This window comes from Aureibaculum sp. 2308TA14-22 (genome assembly GCF_040538665.1).
In the GTDB taxonomy this organism is placed as follows: Bacteria; Bacteroidota; Bacteroidia; order Flavobacteriales; family Flavobacteriaceae; genus Aureibaculum.
Map to the genome: position 1 here is coordinate 2970115 of NZ_JBEWXT010000001.1, position 19390 is coordinate 2989504.

Annotated in this window: 15 protein-coding genes; 11 read left to right on the forward strand and 4 right to left on the reverse strand. The window is 33.9% G+C overall.

Going from position 1 to position 19390, the window contains the following annotated elements; all coding sequences use genetic code 11:
- Positions 1-82: 82 nt before the first annotated feature.
- Complete coding sequence (locus U5A88_RS13330; RefSeq protein WP_354207226.1) at positions 83-1759, reverse strand: formate--tetrahydrofolate ligase; 1677 nt, start codon at positions 1757-1759, stop codon at positions 83-85.
- 234 nt (positions 1760-1993) lie between these two features.
- Here U5A88_RS13330 and secDF point away from each other — a divergent pair, with 234 nt between their 5' ends.
- The 8 genes from secDF to U5A88_RS13370 all read left to right on the forward strand — a co-directional run bounded on the left by secDF (position 1994) and on the right by U5A88_RS13370 (position 12909).
- Positions 1994-4960 carry a protein translocase subunit SecDF gene (gene secDF, locus U5A88_RS13335; protein ID WP_354207227.1) on the forward strand — a complete coding sequence of 989 codons (2967 nt, stop codon included), beginning with the start codon at positions 1994-1996 and terminating at the stop codon, positions 4958-4960.
- 78 nt (positions 4961-5038) lie between these two features.
- Positions 5039-6151 carry an adenylate kinase gene (locus U5A88_RS13340; RefSeq protein ID WP_354207228.1) on the forward strand — a complete coding sequence of 371 codons (1113 nt, stop codon included), beginning with the start codon at positions 5039-5041 and terminating at the stop codon, positions 6149-6151.
- 83 nt (positions 6152-6234) lie between these two features.
- Positions 6235-7227, forward strand: coding sequence for a GTPase ObgE (obgE, locus tag U5A88_RS13345; protein WP_354207229.1), 993 nt, complete (start codon positions 6235-6237; stop codon positions 7225-7227).
- A 105-nt stretch (positions 7228-7332) separates the two neighbouring features.
- The gene (locus U5A88_RS13350; RefSeq protein WP_354207231.1) at positions 7333-8382 is read left to right on the forward strand and encodes a DUF6340 family protein; all 1050 of its coding nucleotides are present in this window, start codon (positions 7333-7335) and stop codon (positions 8380-8382) included.
- Between the two features lie 89 nt (positions 8383-8471).
- A complete protein-coding gene (locus U5A88_RS13355; RefSeq protein WP_354207233.1) occupies positions 8472-9221 on the forward strand; it encodes a LytTR family DNA-binding domain-containing protein in 750 nt (249 codons plus the stop codon).
- A 113-nt stretch (positions 9222-9334) separates the two neighbouring features.
- Positions 9335-10561 (forward strand): serine hydrolase domain-containing protein, encoded by a 1227-nt coding sequence (locus U5A88_RS13360; RefSeq protein WP_354207235.1) that lies wholly within the window; start codon positions 9335-9337, stop codon positions 10559-10561.
- 90 nt (positions 10562-10651) lie between these two features.
- Positions 10652-10846: a YwbE family protein gene (locus tag U5A88_RS13365; protein WP_354207237.1), complete on the forward strand. Its 195-nt coding sequence runs from the start codon at positions 10652-10654 to the stop codon at positions 10844-10846.
- Between the two features lie 44 nt (positions 10847-10890).
- Positions 10891-12909: a S9 family peptidase gene (locus tag U5A88_RS13370; protein ID WP_354207239.1), complete on the forward strand. Its 2019-nt coding sequence runs from the start codon at positions 10891-10893 to the stop codon at positions 12907-12909.
- Positions 12910-12933: 24 nt separating this feature from the next.
- Here U5A88_RS13370 and U5A88_RS13375 read toward each other — a convergent pair whose 3' ends face one another.
- On the reverse strand, positions 12934-13617 hold the full coding sequence (locus U5A88_RS13375) for a carboxypeptidase-like regulatory domain-containing protein (RefSeq protein WP_354207241.1): 684 nt from the start codon (positions 13615-13617) through the stop codon (positions 12934-12936).
- Positions 13618-13747: 130 nt separating this feature from the next.
- Between U5A88_RS13375 and U5A88_RS13380 the strand changes: the two genes are divergently transcribed.
- Positions 13748-14590 carry a hypothetical protein gene (locus U5A88_RS13380; protein WP_354207242.1) on the forward strand — a complete coding sequence of 281 codons (843 nt, stop codon included), beginning with the start codon at positions 13748-13750 and terminating at the stop codon, positions 14588-14590.
- Between the two features lie 113 nt (positions 14591-14703).
- On the opposite strand, the gene U5A88_RS13385 is transcribed toward U5A88_RS13380, so the two are convergent.
- Positions 14704-15744, reverse strand: a complete 1041-nt coding sequence (locus U5A88_RS13385; RefSeq protein WP_354207244.1) for a YncE family protein — start codon at positions 15742-15744, stop codon at positions 14704-14706.
- Between the two features lie 124 nt (positions 15745-15868).
- The gene (locus tag U5A88_RS13390; protein ID WP_354207246.1) at positions 15869-16774 is read right to left on the reverse strand and encodes a TIGR01777 family oxidoreductase; all 906 of its coding nucleotides are present in this window, start codon (positions 16772-16774) and stop codon (positions 15869-15871) included.
- Positions 16775-17027: 253 nt separating this feature from the next.
- Here U5A88_RS13390 and lepA point away from each other — a divergent pair, with 253 nt between their 5' ends.
- Positions 17028-18824, forward strand: a complete 1797-nt coding sequence (gene lepA, locus U5A88_RS13395) for a translation elongation factor 4 (protein ID WP_354207247.1) — start codon at positions 17028-17030, stop codon at positions 18822-18824.
- A 10-nt stretch (positions 18825-18834) separates the two neighbouring features.
- The gene (locus tag U5A88_RS13400) at positions 18835-19389 is read left to right on the forward strand and encodes a hypothetical protein (RefSeq protein ID WP_354207248.1); all 555 of its coding nucleotides are present in this window, start codon (positions 18835-18837) and stop codon (positions 19387-19389) included.
- Position 19390: the final 1 nt, after the last annotated feature.

Below are 19390 nucleotides of genomic sequence, written 5' to 3' on the forward strand. Positions count from 1 at the left end.
TTAAAAAAAGCCCCAAATTGGGGCTTTTTTATGTTTGAATTTTATCGATTTAAACTTTAAGCCCAAGACTCAATACTCTTTTCTACGAAAGCCCAGAAATTTTACCGTTTTTATCAATAACCATATCTTCAGAAGCAGGCTTTGATGGTAAGCCTGGCATACGCATCATTTTACCTAAAATAGGAATTAAAAACTGAGCTCCTGCAGCAATTTCTATTTCACGTACGGTAATGGTAAAGTCTTTTGGTCTTCCAATCAATTTATCATTATCAGAAAATGATTTTTGTGTTTTTGCCATACAGATGGCAAAATCGTTAAACCCTAAATTATCAACTCTTCTTAGATTTAATCTCGCTTTATTATCATATACTACAGCATCTGCACCATAAATTTCTTTTGCTATTTTTTCAATCTTATCTTTAACTGGTGATTTCCAGTCATATAAGGGTTTAAATTCAGCCGCTTTATTTTCTACAACATCAACAACAGCTTTTGCTAAATCTTGAGTACCATTACCTCCTTCTGCCCATCCTCTAGAAACAACTGCATGCACACCTAAAGCTGAGCATTTACTTTTTATTAAATTTACCTCATCATCCGTATCGCTAATAAATGAATTAATAGCTACTACTGGCTCAATATTAAACTTTCTAATATTTTCGATATGCTTTTCCAGATTTACAAACCCTTTTTCAACTCGATCCACACTTGGAGTATTATACTCTTCTTTAGGCGAACCTCCATGATGGCGTAATGCTCTAATCGTAGCTACCAGCACAACACATTTAGGACTTAACCCAGCTGAAGCACATTTAATATTCAAGAACTTTTCCGCACCCAAATCCGCACCAAAACCAGCCTCTGTAACCACATAATTGGAAAGTGAAAGTCCCATTTTAGTCGCAATAATACTATTGGTTCCTTGGGCTATGTTAGCAAAAGGACCACCGTGAATAATAGCAGGGTTTTTCTCTAATGTTTGCACCAAATTAGGCTTTATTGCATCTTTTAAAAGAATAGTCATGGCGTTTTCGGCCTTTAAATCACGAGCAAAAATCGGTTTTCTATCAAAAGTAAACCCAACGAAAATATTTCCCAGTCGTTCTTTAAGATCTTCCACATTTTTTGCCATACATAAAATCGCCATAACTTCAGAGGCCGGTGTTATGTTAAATCCGTCCTCTCTAGGTATACCGTTAGCGGTACCTCCCAAACCGATGGTTATTTGGCGTAATGCCCTATCGTTCATGTCAATAACACGTTTCCAAGCAATGTTTCTAGGATCAAGGTTTAAGTTATTGACTTTACTTTGTAAATTATTATCAATCAAAGCAGCTAATAAATTATTGGCCTTTTCAATAGCGTTAAAATCACCAGTAAAATGTAGATTGATATCCTCCATAGGCACCACTTGCGAATATCCTCCGCCTGCAGCTCCTCCTTTAATTCCAAATACAGGACCTAATGAAGGTTCTCTCAATACTACTGTAGCCTGCTTACCAATTTTATTTAAACCTTCGGTCAACCCAATAGAAACAGTAGTTTTCCCTTCTCCTGCCGGTGTCGGGGTCAAAGCAGTAACCAAAACCAAGTTGTTATTTTTTATTTTCTCATTATCGATAAGATCCAACGGAAGTTTCGCCTTGTGCTTTCCGTAAAGCTCAAGATTGTCTTCGGAAATATTTAATTTTTCTGCTATGTTTTTAATGTGGGTTAGCTCTGTTTTTTGAGCAATTTCAATATCTGAAAGTGGTTTCATGAGTTAATATTTATTGTTTTTTAATGGACACATGCAGTTCGCTATTTTTCATTTATTTAGGTGATAAAAATTTTAGCTTGCTCGTTTCATTTAGGTTTGAATTTAATTAGCGAATGTAATGAATTTTTGCAGCTAAGCCAACTATAAAAAACCTAAAAACAATTGCCTATTCTCTTTTGTTACTATATATTTGCACGTTAATTAAAAAATCAAGATATTTTAAATACAAAGTAGATGCAAAACAAAGGACTAATTAAAACTTTTGCTATTTTATTTGGATTAATCTGTGTGTACTATTTATCATTTACATGGGTTAATAATAGAATTGAAAATGATGCAAAAGAATTTGCAAATGGAGATATTGTAAAACAAGAGGCATATTTAGATTCTGTAGCCAACGTTCCTGTAGCCAATTACTTATACGCAGATTACACACACAGCGAAATTCAAGATAAAGCCATAAATCTTGGTTTAGATTTAAAGGGTGGTATAAACGCAACATTAGAAGTATCTGTTAGAGATATTTTGATGGGATTGTCAGACGACTCAAAAAACCCAGTTTTCAACAAGGCTTTAGCAGACGCTACAGCTGCCCAAACAGGAAGTGACAAAACCTATTTAGATTTATTTCTTGAAGCATTTGAGGCAGAAAGTAAAGGTTCAGTAAAATTAAGTGATCCTTCAATTTTTGGAAACAAATCTTTAAAGGATAAGGTTAATTTTAAAATGACCGATGAAGAGGTTAAGACTATTTTACAAGAAGAGGTAAAAGGCTCAATAGGAACTGCTTTTGAAGTATTGAGAAACAGAATTGACCGTTTTGGTGTTACTTCACCTAACATTCAACGTATTGGCGAATCTGGTAGAGTATTAATTGAGTTACCAGGGGCTAGAGATATTGACCGTGTAAAAAAATTACTTACAGGTACTGCCAAATTACAATTCTGGGAGACTTATGATAATACTGAAACAGCCAACTTTTTTATTCAGGCTAATACCAAATTAGTAGAAATTTTAGAAACTGAAGTTGAAGAAGAAACAGAACAAGAATCAGATTCAATTGCGTCTGAAGATTCTGAAATAGACGATTTACTGGGCAAAGTACAAGATTCTGTTGACACTAAAGCGGCCAGTCCGCTGTTCTCGGTTATGTTTCCGAGCATACCTCAAGATCAGTCTCAAAGAAGTTCTGTTATTGGTTCTGCCAATGTAAAAGATACAGCTACGGTAAACAAGTATTTGGCCATGAAAGAAGTTAGGGCCTTATTACCTAGCAACATGGTTTATACCAAGTTTTTATGGGATGCCAAACCTATCGACAAAACAGAAGTAATTAATTTATATGCTATAAAATCTAATAGACAAGATGTTGCTCCTATTGAAGGGGATGTTGTTTCTGATGCCAGTCAAACATTTGACCAATTGGGCGTTAACCCTGAGGTTAGTATGACTATGAATAGCAAAGGTACAAAGTTGTGGGCCAAAATGACGGAAGAAAATGTAGGTCAGTTTGTAGCTGTGGTATTAGATAACTTTGTCTATTCTGCACCTAATGTAAATGGTCCAATACCTAATGGTAGAACATCTATTATGGGTAACTTTACCATTGAAGAAGCACAAGATTTGTCCAATGCATTAAAGTCAGGTAAATTACCAGCTGCAGCAAAAATTCTCGAATCATCGGTAGTTGGTGCATCGTTGGGTCAAGAAGCTATTGACAGTAGTACAATAGCCTTTATTTTAGCATTATGTATTGTATTGGTATGGATGATTTTCTATTATGGTAAAGCTGGTATTTTTGCAAATATTGCTTTATTGGTCAACATCTTATTTATTTTTGGAACACTTACAGCCTTTGGAGCCGTGTTAACCTTACCAGGTGTTGCGGGTATTATTATTACAATTGGTATGTCTGTTGATGCCAACGTAATTATTTACGAACGTATAAAAGAAGCTTTGCATAAAGGCAAAGTGCTAAAAGAAGCCGTAAAAGAAGGGTTTAGTTTTAAAGGAGCATTATCTGCAATTATTGATGCCAATATTACTACCTTTTTAACAGGTATTATTTTATATATTTTTGGATCTGGACCAATTAGAGGTTTTGCTACAACTTTAATGATTGGTATAGCAACATCGTTAATTACTGCAGTATTTATTACAAGAATGTTAGTGGACTGGTATGCGGACAAAGATCGTTCAATGTCATTTAACACCAATATTACTAAGGGATGGTTCCAAAATATTAGAATTGACTTTTTAAAGAAACGCAAAATAGCTTATATCATTTCCGCTGTTATCATTGCAGCCGGTATAGGTTCTTTGGTTATAAATAGTTTAAACTATGGTGTTGATTTTACTGGAGGTAGAACGTATACCGTTCGTTTCGATCAACCTACAAGTTCCACTGAAGTAGCTAATACCTTAAAAGATGTTTTTGGTGATGCTCCTGAAGTAAAAACATATGGTGCTGCCAACCAATTAAAAATTACTACGAATTATAAAATTGAAGAAAACTCTGTAGAAGTTGGTGATGAAGTTCAAGCATTATTATTTAATGGGTTACAATCATATCTTCCAGATGGCACTACTTTAGATAGTTTCAAAATCAGTAGTACTGATACTGAAAATAAGATTGGTTTAATGAAATACCTAGAAGTTGGACCAACCATTGCCGATGATATTAAACAAGCAGCCATATGGGCAATTTTAGGTTCATTGATTGTAGTATTTTTATACATCTTATTACGATTTAGAAAATGGCAGTATAGTTTAGGTGCCGTTATAGCTGTTTTTCATGATGTTTTAATAGTGTTGACCATATTTTCATTATTCTATAAAGTATTACCTTTTGATATGGAAATTGGCCAATCGTTTATTGCTGCCTTATTAACTGTAGTGGGATATTCTTTAAACGATACCGTGGTTATTTTTGATAGAATTAGGGAGTTTGCAAACAAACATCAATCGTGGCCTTTTATGAGGGTGGTAAATGCTGGTTTAAGTAGTACTTTAGGGAGAACTATTAATACCTCTTTAACTACATTATTAGTATTATTATCTATTTTCTTATTCGGTGGTGATTCTATAAAAGGCTTTATGTTCGCAATGATTGTGGGTGTAATTGTAGGTACGTACTCATCATTGTTTATTGCATCGCCAATTATGTACGATACCACAAAAAAGCTCAGTAAAGAAAAGTAAAATAAATACAATATGGTAAAAATCGTTTTGTGTTCCTGAATCAAATTCAGTAATTACAAAACGATTTTTCTTTTTATAATGACTAAAATAAAGTTACATAACAAATATTTTAAACCTTACATTTCAGCAAAAAAAATAAAGATTGCTATTGATAACATGGCAAGTTTAATAGCAAAGGACTGTGAGGGCGAAGTTCCCATTTTTATCGGAATTTTAAATGGTTCGTTTATGTTTGCTGCTGATTTTGTAAGAGCTTATAAAGGCAACTGCGAAATGTCTTTTGTGAAATTAGCATCCTATCACGGCACAGATTCTACTGGAAACGTAAAGCAACTGGTCGGACTTAATGAAAATCTGGAAGGCCGAACCGTTATTATTTTGGAAGATATTATCGATACTGGCACCACACTTGAGGAAATTTATAATATCTTTAGAAATCAAAATATCAAAAAATTAAAAATTGCAACGTTATTTTTTAAACCCGATGTTTTCCGCAAAGCATTACACATAGACTATATTGGCCTTTCTGTTCCCGATAAGTTTATTGTCGGTTACGGATTAGACTATAATGGTTTAGGAAGAAACCTCACAGATATATACCAATTAACGACACACAACATGACAAACATTGTATTATTTGGCCCTCCAGGAGCCGGAAAAGGAACTCAAGCTGAAGTATTAAAGGATAAATATAATTTGGTACATATTTCTACTGGAGATGTGTTCCGATATAATATTAAAAACCAAACTGACTTAGGTAAATTGGCAAAATCGTATATGGATAAAGGCGATTTAGTTCCTGACGAAGTAACCATTAATATGCTAAAGGCAGAAGTAGAAAAAAATGACGATGCCAACGGTTTTATATTTGACGGTTTTCCAAGAACGGAATCGCAGGCCAAAGCCTTGGACACATTTCTTGAAGAAAAAGGTCAATCCATTAACGGAATGGTAGCTTTGGAAGTTCCGGAAGACCTATTGGTCGCCCGTCTTTTAAAACGAGGGGAAACCAGTGGCAGACCTGACGATCAAGACGAATCTAAAATTAGAAATAGATTTAACGAATACGAAACAAAAACTGCTATTTTAAAAAATTATTATACTGATCAGGACAAATATTTTGGCGTAAATGGTGTAGGAAGTATCGAAGAAATAACAGAACGGTTAAGTACTGTTTTTGATACTTTATAGTTAGCGGTTTTGCAACATAATGCATTCGCCTATTTTCGTCGCATCAAAATAATTCTTAACACAATAACCTAATAACTTATTTAATGGTTGAAGGCAACTTTGTAGATTATATAAAAATACATGCTGCATCTGGTAAGGGTGGTAAGGGCTCTGTGCATCTACATCGTGAAAAATATATCCAAAAAGGTGGTCCTGATGGTGGTGATGGCGGTCGTGGTGGTCATGTGATTATCCGTGGCAGTAAAAATATGTGGACGCTTTATCATCTAAAATTCAAAAAACACTTTAAAGCTGAACATGGCGGAGACGGAAGCAAAAGCAGAAGTACTGGTAAGGACGGTAATGATATTTATATAGATGTACCTTTAGGTACTGTAATAAGGGATGGGGAAACTCAAGAAGTTGTCTTTGAAATTACCGAAGATGGCGAAGAAAAAATATTGATGGAAGGTGGTATGGGAGGACGTGGTAATTGGCATTTTAAATCGTCCACTAACCAAACCCCACGCTATGCACAACCTGGTATTGACGGACAAGAAGGTTGGTTTCAATTGGAGCTTAAAATTTTGGCAGATGTTGGTTTAGTAGGATTTCCCAATGCTGGAAAATCGACTTTGTTATCAGTAATTACTTCTGCAAAACCCAAAATAGCCGATTATGCCTTTACTACCTTAAAACCCAATTTAGGTATCGTTGAGTATCGCGATTTTCAGAGTTTTGTAATGGCAGATATCCCAGGAATAATCGAAGGTGCGGCAGAGGGAAAAGGCTTGGGTCATCGATTTTTACGCCATATTGAACGAAATTCAACGCTATTGTTTTTAATTCCTGCTGATTCAGATGATATCAATGAGGAGTATAAAATATTACTAAACGAACTCAAAAAGCACAATCCCGAATTGTTGGATAAAGACCGATTATTAGCAATTTCAAAATCAGATATGTTGGATGAAGAGCTTAAAAATGAAATTAAAAAAGAACTTCCTAAAGGTATAGATTATTTATTTATTTCTTCGATAGCACAAGTAGGCCTTTCCGAATTAAAAGATAAATTGTGGTTAATGCTAAATGATTAATTTACTGATAATCAATTGGTAAATTAACTTCCTCTAAAAGAAAAGAAAGCAAATAAAGTAATAAATAGTGTTGTTTTAACGTTACTACGGTTAAACTAAACTATTATGACAAAGTTACTTAACAAATCTGCTGTATTTATACTATTTCTCGGACTCATCTTGAGTTCTTGTGCTACAACCAATAAAATGACAATGGGCGTACTTGAACCAGCACCAGTGTATATGCCAAAACATAATCAAAAAATAGGTATTATAGACAGAAGTTTACCCTCAGAAAATAATGCTGAATTAGACAAATTAGATAAAGTCTTATCTGCTGAAGGTAAAAATTTAGATAAAGAAGGAGCTCACAGAGCTGTTTTAGGATTGTCTGATAAATTGGGTAAAAATCAAAATTTTGATGAAGTTAAAATTATTGAGGACGCTAATTTAAGAAGTCCAGGATCTGGTGTTTTTCCAGCTACATTACCATGGGAAACCGTACAGAAAATTTGTGATGAAAACGGTGTAGATGCTCTTTATGTATTATCATTTTACGATACCGATTCCAAAATTGATTATAAAACCGTTCAGAAAAAAATTAAAAACCCTTTAGGTGTAGAAATTTCAGTTCCAGAACATCATGCTACTATACATACCTTATTAAAAACAGGATGGAGAGTTTATGATCCGAAAAATAAACTTATACTTGATGAATATAGAGCTAATCAAAATTTAACTTCAATAGGAAAAGGTATTAATCCTGCTAAGGCAATTGCAGCTATTGCTGGAAGAAAAGAAGCTGTTTTAGAAAAAAGTAATACTATTGGTTACAACTACGGTGCAAGAATTCTTCCTAGAAGGGTTCGTGTTTCTAGAGATTATTTCATAAAAGGAACTGATAATTTTGAAGTTGCAAATCGTAGAGCTATTGCCGGTAAATGGGATAGTGCTGCCGAATTATGGAATGAAGAAGTCTCAAATAGCGATAGTAAAATTGCTGGTAGAGCTTGCTATAACATGGCTATTATAAATGAAATAAATGGTAATTTAGATGAGGCAATAGAATGGGCACAAAAAGCCTATGCAGATTATGAGATTAAAGAAGCCATACGATATATCCGAATCTTAAAGAACCGTAAAGAAAAAAACAGATTGTTGGCGTCTCAAAATTAAAATAGACATATTCATCAATCAAATAATAAGGTTGACTTTAACATTTTAAATAGTTTATATTTGGATGTTAAAGTCAACTTTTTCTATTTATGTCAAATAACCCCACGGACAAACCAATATCCAAAAGACATATAATTTGGGCAACTTTAGTTTTGACATTTCTGTTTACCTATGCAGGTGTTAAAGAAAGTATTTGGGAATCTTTTACTGACATAGGCTTTAATATAAATTTTATTCTCAATTTTGTTCAGATTTACTTATTAATTAGACTTACGTATTACTTACATTTTACTAAGAAATCTGTACTTTGGAAATCAATTGCTATTTCTTTAGGAGTTTTTTATCTATTGCAACTACTTCAAGTAAATATTATTGATTATGAAGCAGATGATTATACAGAGTTATATTCAATTACATTGCCCTTTGGTAGTTTAATACTACTAATCTTCAATTTTTACTATAACTTAATTAATAAAAAGAGTAATTCTTTGTTAGATGATAATACGCCAGAACCTATATGGTTAGATACTTCGACTGGCCGTGTTAAGTTATTTGCTAACACTATTAAATATGCTTATTTAACTGATGTCTATTTAGAAATTCATACAGAAAGTAACCTTTTAAAAACGTTTTACTCGTTAAAACAACTGGAAGAATTACTCAGTAACGAAAACTCTTTTTTCAGACTGAATAAACAATATTTATGTCAAAAAAATGCCATTTCTACTTTTAAACCATTATCTGATGGAAGGTTAGAATTAACACTTTTTAATAATGAAAAATGTATTGTAAGCAAAAATAAGGCTTCGTCATTCAAAAAGTGGATTAACGAAACTTAAAAGTCAATTCGTCTTAACAAATCAATTCTTCGTCTTTAAGATTTTTCCTATAATTAGCACTTGTCTTGGTATTCTTCTTGGTTCTATGTTTGTAAATCAAAAAAATAGAAATCATGAAAAAAATCAAATTAGTAGTAACAGTTATAATTGCCATTTCTCTTGTCGCAATGTCTTGTGATGGAAACGACATAAGCCTTGAACCTAAAAATACGATAGAATGTAATCCTGTTGGGTTAGGAGAAAGTCATCCTTACCATAAAGATTATCGGAAAATACTTGATAACTACATTTCTAAAGGGTTTCCGGGTATTACGGCCGCAATATATACTCCAGAAAATGGATTATGGGTCGGTGCATCTGGTTTATCTGATATAAAGAATAGGGTAGCTATGAATACATGCAATACTTTATTTTCAGGTAGTGTAGCCAAACTTTATACAGTTACCGCAGGTATGATTTTGTACGAACAAGGTAAGTTAGATTTGGATGCCAAAATTTCGAACTTTTTACCACAAAATGTTGTCGATAATCTGCCAAACGCAAAAGAAGCTACAATCAGACAATTGATGAATCATACCGCAGGTATGCCAGATCATGATGATGAAGAAGGCCTTAATGATTATATTGAGAGTAATGAGGGTAATTTACCTTCAGCAGAAGAACAATTAGCATATCTATTTGATGATGATCCTCTTTTTGTACCTGGAGAATCGGTTCAATATTCTAGTGCACATACACTTACCTTGTCTTTGGTAATTGATAGTATTGCAGGTGAACACCATTCTAATATCATATCAAAAGAAATTATTCAAAAGGTAGGCTTAACAGAGACTTTTTATAAAAATGAAACTGGATATCCTTCACCAAAAAACTTAGTAAATGGTTATTTGAATTCAGCATCTAAAAATAACGATATTACTAAAGAATCTATTAATTATTGTAAAGGAAGTCACGGTGATGCGGGTATTATCGCATCAGCAAATGATTACTTATTGTTTATAAAAGCCCTTATAGAAGGGGAAATTGTATCGCAAAATACACTTGATACTATGTTAACTCCAGTTTGGGGCTATAATCAATCTGATTATTCGATTGGATTTGGTTTAGGATTTATTATGGGAAGTACAAAAAATATACTCAATAAAATAGGTCATAGTGGTGCTACTGCTGGTGGTATGTCTCATGTTTATTACTACCCAACGAAAAAGGCATTCATTGTACTGCTGACAAATACGCTGGCAGAAGATGATGAAAAATTAATACAGGATTGGTCAGGTAACTTTGTTGTAGGTGCTGGAGGAAATTCTATAATGGAGGATTTAGAAAGCATTCATTTTTAATAAAACGATTACTCTTGCTGATTCATTTTTCTTTTTTTAAGATAATTAGCAAGAGTTAAATAATTTGTAATATTGCCAATATTCTAAACTATGCAAGGCAATTCCAGAAAAAATATCAAAATAGGTCAGCAGGTAGCTATTGTGTTAAAACAAGACCAACGTTCGGGCAGACTCACCGAAGGTGTTATAAAACGTATTTTAACAAATTCCGCTAACCATCCTCACGGTATTAAAGTAATGCTCGTTTCTGGAAAAGTGGGCAGGGTTAAAGAAATTTTAGAATAGTAAATTTCTTTTACTAAATTTATGCCTCATCTAAATTTAGTATTATGATCCGAATTGCTACCCTTTGTTTTCTGTTTATTTCCACACTTTGTTTTTCTCAAAACAAAACCCATTTTCAAAATCTTGATGTTTTTGAGTTGGAATGGGCCGTAAATCCTGAAATTTCCCCTGATGGAAATCGTATAGTTTATCAGCGTTACGGATTTGACATTATGAATGACAGAAAGCAATCACGGCTTTGGATGATGAATGCAAATGGCACCAATAATTTTAAATTAACAAGCAATGAAGTAAATGAGTCTAATCCAAAATGGTCTCCTGATGGCACTAAAATTGCTTTTACAAGTAGCACTGAAAATGGTTCGGAAATTTTTGTCTATTGGTTGGCAACAGGAAAAACGGCTAAACTGACACAATTGGAGAAGTCGCCCAGTGGATTACGTTGGTCTCCAGACGGAAAACACATCGCTTTTTTAATGACCGTACCGGAAGCTCAGCCCAAATTGGTAAAACCACCAAAAAAGCCCAAAGGAGCAAAATGGGCAGACCATCCAAGGGTAACTACACGGTTTAAGTATGAAGCCGATGGCTCTGGATATATACAACCTGGATTTAAACATATATTTATTGTTTCCGCTGAGGGTGGAACGCCTCGTCAAATTTCTACGGACAACTATAAATTTGGTAGTCCGCATTGGGCAAAAGATGGGAAATCGCTTTATTTCAGCGGTAATTTGATCGATGATTGGAATTACGACTTCAGGAATTCCGAAATCTACAACATTGATATTGCCACAGGAAAAACCACCGCTTTAACAAATAGAAAAGGCCCTGACAGCGGCTTGACCCTATCGCCCAACGGCAAACAAATTGCCTATGTAGGCTTTGATGATAAAGTTCAAACCTATCAAGTTCGCCACATTTATTTAATGGATGTTGATGGTACTAACAAAAAAGAAATTAAAACCAATTTAGATAGAAATCCGTCTAATTTAACATGGAGCAATGATGGCAAAGGGCTTTATTTTCAATATGACGATAAGGGCAACACAAAAATTGGTTATACTACCCTATCTGGTAAAACATCTAAAATAGCCGATAATTTAGGGGGTACGGCTATTGGACGCCCATACGGTGCTGGTTCTTATTCCTTATCTCAAAATGGTAATATTGCTTATACTCAATCCACACCTAATTATCCTGCCGAAATTGCGGTTGTACAAAAAGGAAAAACACGTAAAATATCTAAATTAAATGATGACATTTTACCCTACAGAACCTTGGGTGAGGTAGAAGAAGTTTGGTATAAATCGACCATTGATGGTAACAATATTCAAGGATGGATCGTATATCCGCCCGATTTTGATGCTTCTAAAAAATATCCACTATTGGTTGAAAATCACGGTGGTCCTATTTCCAATTATGGTGATCGGTTTTCTCCAGAAATGCAATTGTACGCCAGTGCAGGTTATGTGGTTTTTTATCCCAACCCGAGAGGGAGTACCAGTTATGGCGAAAAATTCGGAAATCTACTTTATCATAATTATCCCGGTAACGATTATGACGATGTTATGGATGGTGTAGATGCCGTTATCGCTAAAGGAAATATTGCTACTAACGAGTTATATGTAACCGGTGGAAGTGCTGGTGGCATAATGACCGCTTGGATGATTGGTAAAAACAATCGTTTCAAAGCCGCTGCTGTTATTAAACCTGTTATGAACTGGATTAGTAAAACCCTAACTGCCGATAATTACTACGGTTATGCCGATAGCCGTTATCCAGGGCAACCCTGGGAGAATTTTGAAACTTATTGGAAGTTTTCGCCCATATCTTTAGTCGGTAATATAGAAACGCCTACTCTAGTAATGGTTGGTACGGAGGACAGACGTACACCACTTTCCGAATCAAAGCAATTATACAGTGCTTTAAAAATTAGAAAAATTGAAACGGCGTTAGTGGAAATTCCTGGAGCTTATCACTTAATCGTTAACCGCCCCAGCCAGTTAATTACTAAAGTTGACCATATTGTGGCTTGGTTTGAGAAGTATCGGAATAAGTAAAAGAAATTTTTGACCATACCAATTTTACTTCTGCAAAAGTTCAACAGAGACCACTCCATTACTACTTCCAGAACCAAACCTAGTAGCCGCCGCACCGTGAAGCATTCTAATGTTTTTTATTTCCATTAGGTTTAAACTTTTTAATGTTTCAAAATTAATCAATACACCATTCAAGACAATTAATGCATAGTTGCTTGTAACCTCCGATGAAGTATTATAACCTCTAATTATAACACCTTCATCTGAAACATTTGCATTGGGAAACTTATTCTTAAGTAATTCCACAATATTGCTAAACCCGAAACTATAAGGTTGTACCGTATTAAATAACACCTTAGCTTTTTTTAATTCTTTACTATTAATATGCCCATTTGCAAATGCCAAGTCAAGGTCGCTTTCTTCACCATCTACTTCAAGGTTAATTTTTACTGGATTTTCACTATTCTTTACTTTAACTATTTTTGATTTAAAGCCTTTCGCTGAAACCACTAATTTGTCTTTACCTCCACATTTTAATTTAAAATAACCTAAAGAATCAGTAAAAGTCATCTCTTTTGTTTTCTTTACTGTGACTTTGGCACTTTTAAGGGCTATTTTTTTATAGGTAGTTACCTTTCCTTCTACAACTTTGTCTTGAGCAAATACAGGATAGACCATTAATAGTATTACTATTAAAATTGCAATATTTTTTTTCTTGGAAGTTTTCATATCTGTTTTATTACTCTCAAAAATAGTCAAAATGTGGCACATAATAGTTAATTATTTGAGTTCAAATATTAATTTAAGTAGCTACTTGTGAGTTAGATATTTTAACTTTGAATTCGCTAATAAAAATAAAATGCAAAAATTAATACTATTATTTTTTCTAATCTCATTTATGGCTATGGCACAAAACCCAACCGAGGAAGACATTGTGGGTTCCTACAGGTTGCCAAGTAGCGATCCTCAAGGTGGTCAATGGGTAACTATTTTTGAAAATAAAACCTTTGCTACTTTCTATTTTGGTGGAGCTTTAAAAGGTACCTGGAAAATTGAAGGCAATCAGGTAAAATTTAAAACTACTGCTCATCCTAAATTCTATTTATATGGACGTAAATTAGAATCCTTAATTGATAGTACACATTTAAAGTTTAGCTGCGAAGAGAGCTCTTTAGTTAATCTAAATTCTAAAACAAGTGATACTTTTCAGCCTTTGTTTAATCAGGACGCTAATTGCTTTGATTATCCCTATATACTCAAAACAGCTAACCAATTTTCAGAGGTTGCATTTACTGAGAAAGCTTATGGACAGAATGCAAATAATTCAGAGCTATATCAATTTAAAATCCCTAAAGATTTTAATGATTTGGTAGTTGTAGGGTTGTCCAATCAATATACCGAGGTAATTGAATTTGCAGCTACTTATAAAAATGGGAATCTCTATTTTGACTCCAATAAAAAAGCAGCCTCTAAAAGACCTGCCTCAATTGAAGATAGCGAGGATGAGAAAGCTTATATGGACGAATTTATGAAAAAAGAACTAATACCAGAATTATTAGCGTATGGCAATGAATTTTTCCCTCGTTACGATAACCCTAGGGACGAACAGTTGGCTCCATTTACTAGAATCACTCCTATAAAAATAGAGAAAGGCAACATTAAAATTGGAAAAAATAATTTATTTACAGCAATTTGTAATTAATGTCCTCTACCCAAGTATTAATAAATAACTTCATAAAAAAGACCTAACAGGTTAAACCTATTAGGTCTTTTAAAACTCAAATAATTAAAAAAGCAGTAGTTTATTTATTGAGATTACCTATCAATATAGACAATTCCGAATGGATTACCACCTGAAGCGTCAGAGGATAAATATTCAATATCTCCTTCAACAACCTTAAAAAAGTCAACTGTTGAGCCTCCAGATCGTGTTAATGCCAAAATTTCTTTATCAAAATTATACGATACGTTATGTGCAACACCATCAGCAACTGGAGCATCGGCAACAGAACTTATGCTTTGGGTTCTGATATCATAAGATGCCACTCTTTTATCGGCAATGTTCGTTAAAAATAAATTATTGTCCTTACCTAAAGTTACACCATGTACATCGGCCAAAGAGCCATCTCTATTTGTTGACCGTAAATTGGCGTATTTATATTCTTTAATAGAAGAGTCCACTTGAGATAGTACATACAAAAATCGGTGTGATGACACCAAATGAGGGTCTCCACCTACTTCAATATGATTTTTAAGCTTGAAATTACGAGCATTATACTGTAATAGATAATTAGCCCCTGTTTTAGAAAAGACACTTACATAAGCAAAAGCTCCATTTGGAGAAATAGTAACATCATGTTGTGCGGCATCATCAGCAAAATTTATATTGTCTGGTAATGATAAAGTTGCCAATGTTCTACCATTTCGTAAGCTGATAACAGAAGTGGTTTTATCTACAATATTGTTTACCCATAGTTGGTTAGAAAAATTATTCAACCACATATGGAAAGCTCCATTTCCAACAGGGTATTCTCCAACTTTTGAAAAATCTGAGCCCTTGTAAACATTTATTTTAGCATTGTTAAAATCGGCTACATATAACCGATCTCTTTTAGTACTGTAAACTACATACGTTGGTGCTGCGTTTTCATCTTCAAGTGTAATTGTAGTCGATTGTTCTTGAGTATCGGCATCATAAATAGTAACAGTTCCATCGCCACGATTGGCAACTGCAAAATAATCAGTCTTACCATTGTTGGAATCACCCCCGTGTAAAATATCATCTAAGGTATCAAACCTTACACATGAAGAAAGCAAAAGTGTGCCCATTAAAAGGCTAAGTGTTAGTTTTTTCATTTTTTATAAGTTTTTGTGTTAATAGTTGAGTTATAGTCGAAATAAAGACAAAAAACTTACAATATCGTAAAAAAAAGTATTAAAAAATAAATATTTGATAATGAGAATTGAGCCAAAAAAAAGATTATAGACAGTCTTCTAAAGCATCATCAATCCACTCGTATTGAAATTGAAACCCTTGGTATTTTATTTTATCATTAATTAAATGTTGGCTTTCTAAAACAATAGCTGACATTTCTCCCAGCACCAATTTTAATACAAAAGAAGGAACATTTGGCAGCCAAATGGGTTTATTAAGCTGTTTTGCAATGGCTTCGGTAAGTTGTTGATTCGAAACAGGGTTAGAAGCCGAAGCGTTAAAAACACCACCGCTATTATGTTCAATTATATACAGATACATACTTGCCATATCAGCTATGTGAATCCATGACTGAACTTGCTTACCATTGCCCAAAGGTGCTCCCATATACCATTTTACGGGTTTTTTCATTTGCTCTAAGGCTCCACCTTTTGCCGATAATACAATTCCCGTTCTCAGTTTAGAAACCGTAATCCCTAAGCTTTCAATAGTATCCATCTCATCTTCCCATTTTTTAACTACTTCTCCTAAAAAAGTAGCATTGATAACAGTATCGTCCTTTTCTCTGTATTTAGCCTCTAAAGATGATGGATAAATACCCAATGCAGAAGCCGAAGAAAAATGAGTTACGTTATGTTCATTTTCAGAAAGTAATTTATATAGTAATTGAACGGTATCAATTCTACTGTTTAGCATATTCTCTTTATGCTTTTCTGTCCAACGTTCAGAAACAGAAGCTCCTGCCAAATTAATTATAGCATTAACACCATCTAAACAGGTTACATCAATTTCTTGTGATTTAGGATTCCAATAAAACCCTTTTTTTGAGGTAGTATCTTTAATTTTATCTTTACTAGTGGTAAGATAATGAACAAAATAATTCTTCTTTTCACAAAGCTTTATAATTTCGGCACCAATTAAACCAGTTGCTCCGGTAATTAAAATTTTCATAGTATTAATCGAATAAACGTGCAACCAAACCATCTGCGTTTAACCATAAAAGAATTACCAAGAGCAACAATATAATCAGAAGCATTGCTCTCTTTTGGTTGGGTTGTTTACGCGGTCGCATTCTTCTAAACTCCATAATACAGATATAAAATTGTACTCAAATTTACAATTTTTATAGGAAGATGCATAATTGGCTATTCGTTTTGTAGCAATATTAAAAACAGTATCTTTGTTCACTTATTTTTAGGACTGAATGAAGAACATCCGTAACTTTTGTATTATCGCTCATATTGACCATGGTAAAAGCACCTTGGCGGATAGATTGTTGGAATTTACTGGCACCATAACCGATCGTGAAAAACAAGATCAGCTGTTAGATAATATGGATTTAGAGCGTGAGCGTGGTATTACTATTAAAAGTCACGCCATACAAATGGATTATGTTTACGAAGGCGAAAAATATACCTTAAACTTGATTGACACCCCTGGCCATGTCGATTTTTCTTATGAAGTGTCACGTTCTATTGCAGCTTGTGAAGGTGCGTTACTCATTGTTGATGCCGCTCAAAGCATCCAGGCTCAGACCATTTCTAATTTGTATTTGGCATTAGAAAATGATTTAGAGATAATTCCCGTTCTAAATAAAGTCGATTTACCAAGTGCAAATCCTGAAGAAGTTACTGATGATATTGTAGATTTGATTGGTTGCAACCCTGAAGATGTAATCCCTGCAAGTGCTAAAACAGGATTAGGTATTGAGGATATTTTGGAAGCTATAATCCATCGTGTCCCCGCTCCAAAAGGCAATCCTGACGAATCTTTACAGGCCTTAATTTTTGACTCGGTTTACAATCCATTTCGTGGTGTAGAAACCTATTTCAGAGTGATAAATGGTTCCATTAAAAAAGGGCAGCACATCAAATTCATTGCAACGGACAAAACCTATTATGCCGATGAAGTAGGCACATTAAAATTAAAACAGGTTATTAAAAATGAAATTAAAGCTGGTGATGTTGGTTATTTAATTACGGGTATAAAAGAAGCTAAAGAAGTTAAAGTTGGTGATACCATTACAGATGCTAAAACGCCAACTACCAATGCTATTGAAGGTTTTGAAGATGTAAAACCTATGGTTTTTGCAGGTATTTACCCTGTGGATACTGAAGATTATGAAGAACTCCGAAACTCCATGGAAAAATTACAATTGAACGATGCTTCATTGGTATTTACTCCAGAAAGTTCTGCCGCATTAGGGTTCGGGTTTAGATGTGGGTTTTTAGGAATGTTACACCTGGAAATTATTCAAGAACGTTTAGAACGTGAGTTTGATATGACGGTAATTACTACCGTACCTAACGTATCGTATCATGCCTATACCAATAAAGAGCCCGATACCATGATTCTGGTTAATAACCCTACGGATTTACCAGACCCTTCTAAATTAAATAGAGTTGAAGAACCTTATATTAAGGCCTCAATCATTACAAAATCTGATTTTGTTGGTAATGTAATGTCCTTGTGTATAGAAAAAAGAGGTGAAATTACAAACCAGACCTATTTAACTACGGAACGTGTTGAACTCAGTTTTGACATGCCGTTGGCAGAAATTGTATTCGATTTTTACGATAGGTTAAAAACCGTTTCCAAGGGATATGCTTCTTTTGATTACCATCCCATTGGTATGCGAGCTTCAAAATTGGTAAAAGTTGATATTTTACTCAATGCACAACCTGTTGATGCCCTTTCGGCTTTATTACATTCCGATAATGCGTATGGTATTGGTAAAAAAATGTGTGAAAAGCTACGAAAGTTAATTCCACGTCAGCAATTTGATATACCCATACAAGCGGCTATTGGTGCAAAAATTATCTCAAGGGAGACCATAAAAGCACTCCGTAAAGATGTTACTGCCAAATGTTATGGTGGTGATATTTCCCGTAAACGTAAGCTCTTAGAAAAGCAGAAAAAAGGTAAAAAACGTATGCGACAAGTAGGTAATGTTGAAATACCTCAAGAAGCCTTTATGTCTGTATTAAAGTTGAATGATTAAAAACACTATTTTGAAAAAAGTACTAATTCTATTTTTCACACTACTCATACAGCAAAGTTTTTCTCAAAAAAAGTTTAGTATAGAAGTTTTATCTGGTTTCGGATATAATAAGGAGCTAACACTGGTAAATGAAGAAGTAGATAATGATAATGTAACTACATTTCAATTAAATGCAAACTATAATTTTAAAGTTTTTAAAAAGGTTTTTGTTGAAACCGGTGTAGGAGCACAATGGTTTTTTAGCTCTGGAGGCGTAAGAGTTTCCCAGTTTAAGACAACAAGCTTACGCCTAAAAATACCTGTTTTGATTGGGTATAATTTATTTAAAAAGACTAATGTTTATACTGGCGTTGCGTTGTTTAATAACAGAGATTTAAACACGTTTGATTCCAAGAAAAATTTTAACTTTAGGACATCCCTTTTAGTAAAGGGTAGTTATTCAATTAAAAACAATTTAGACATTATCTTTTTACTTCAGAAAAACCTTTCTAGAATTCCTGATTTATATTTTTTAAATCAACCTTATATTGATATTTCTGCGGGTATTTCTTATAAATTATTTTAAT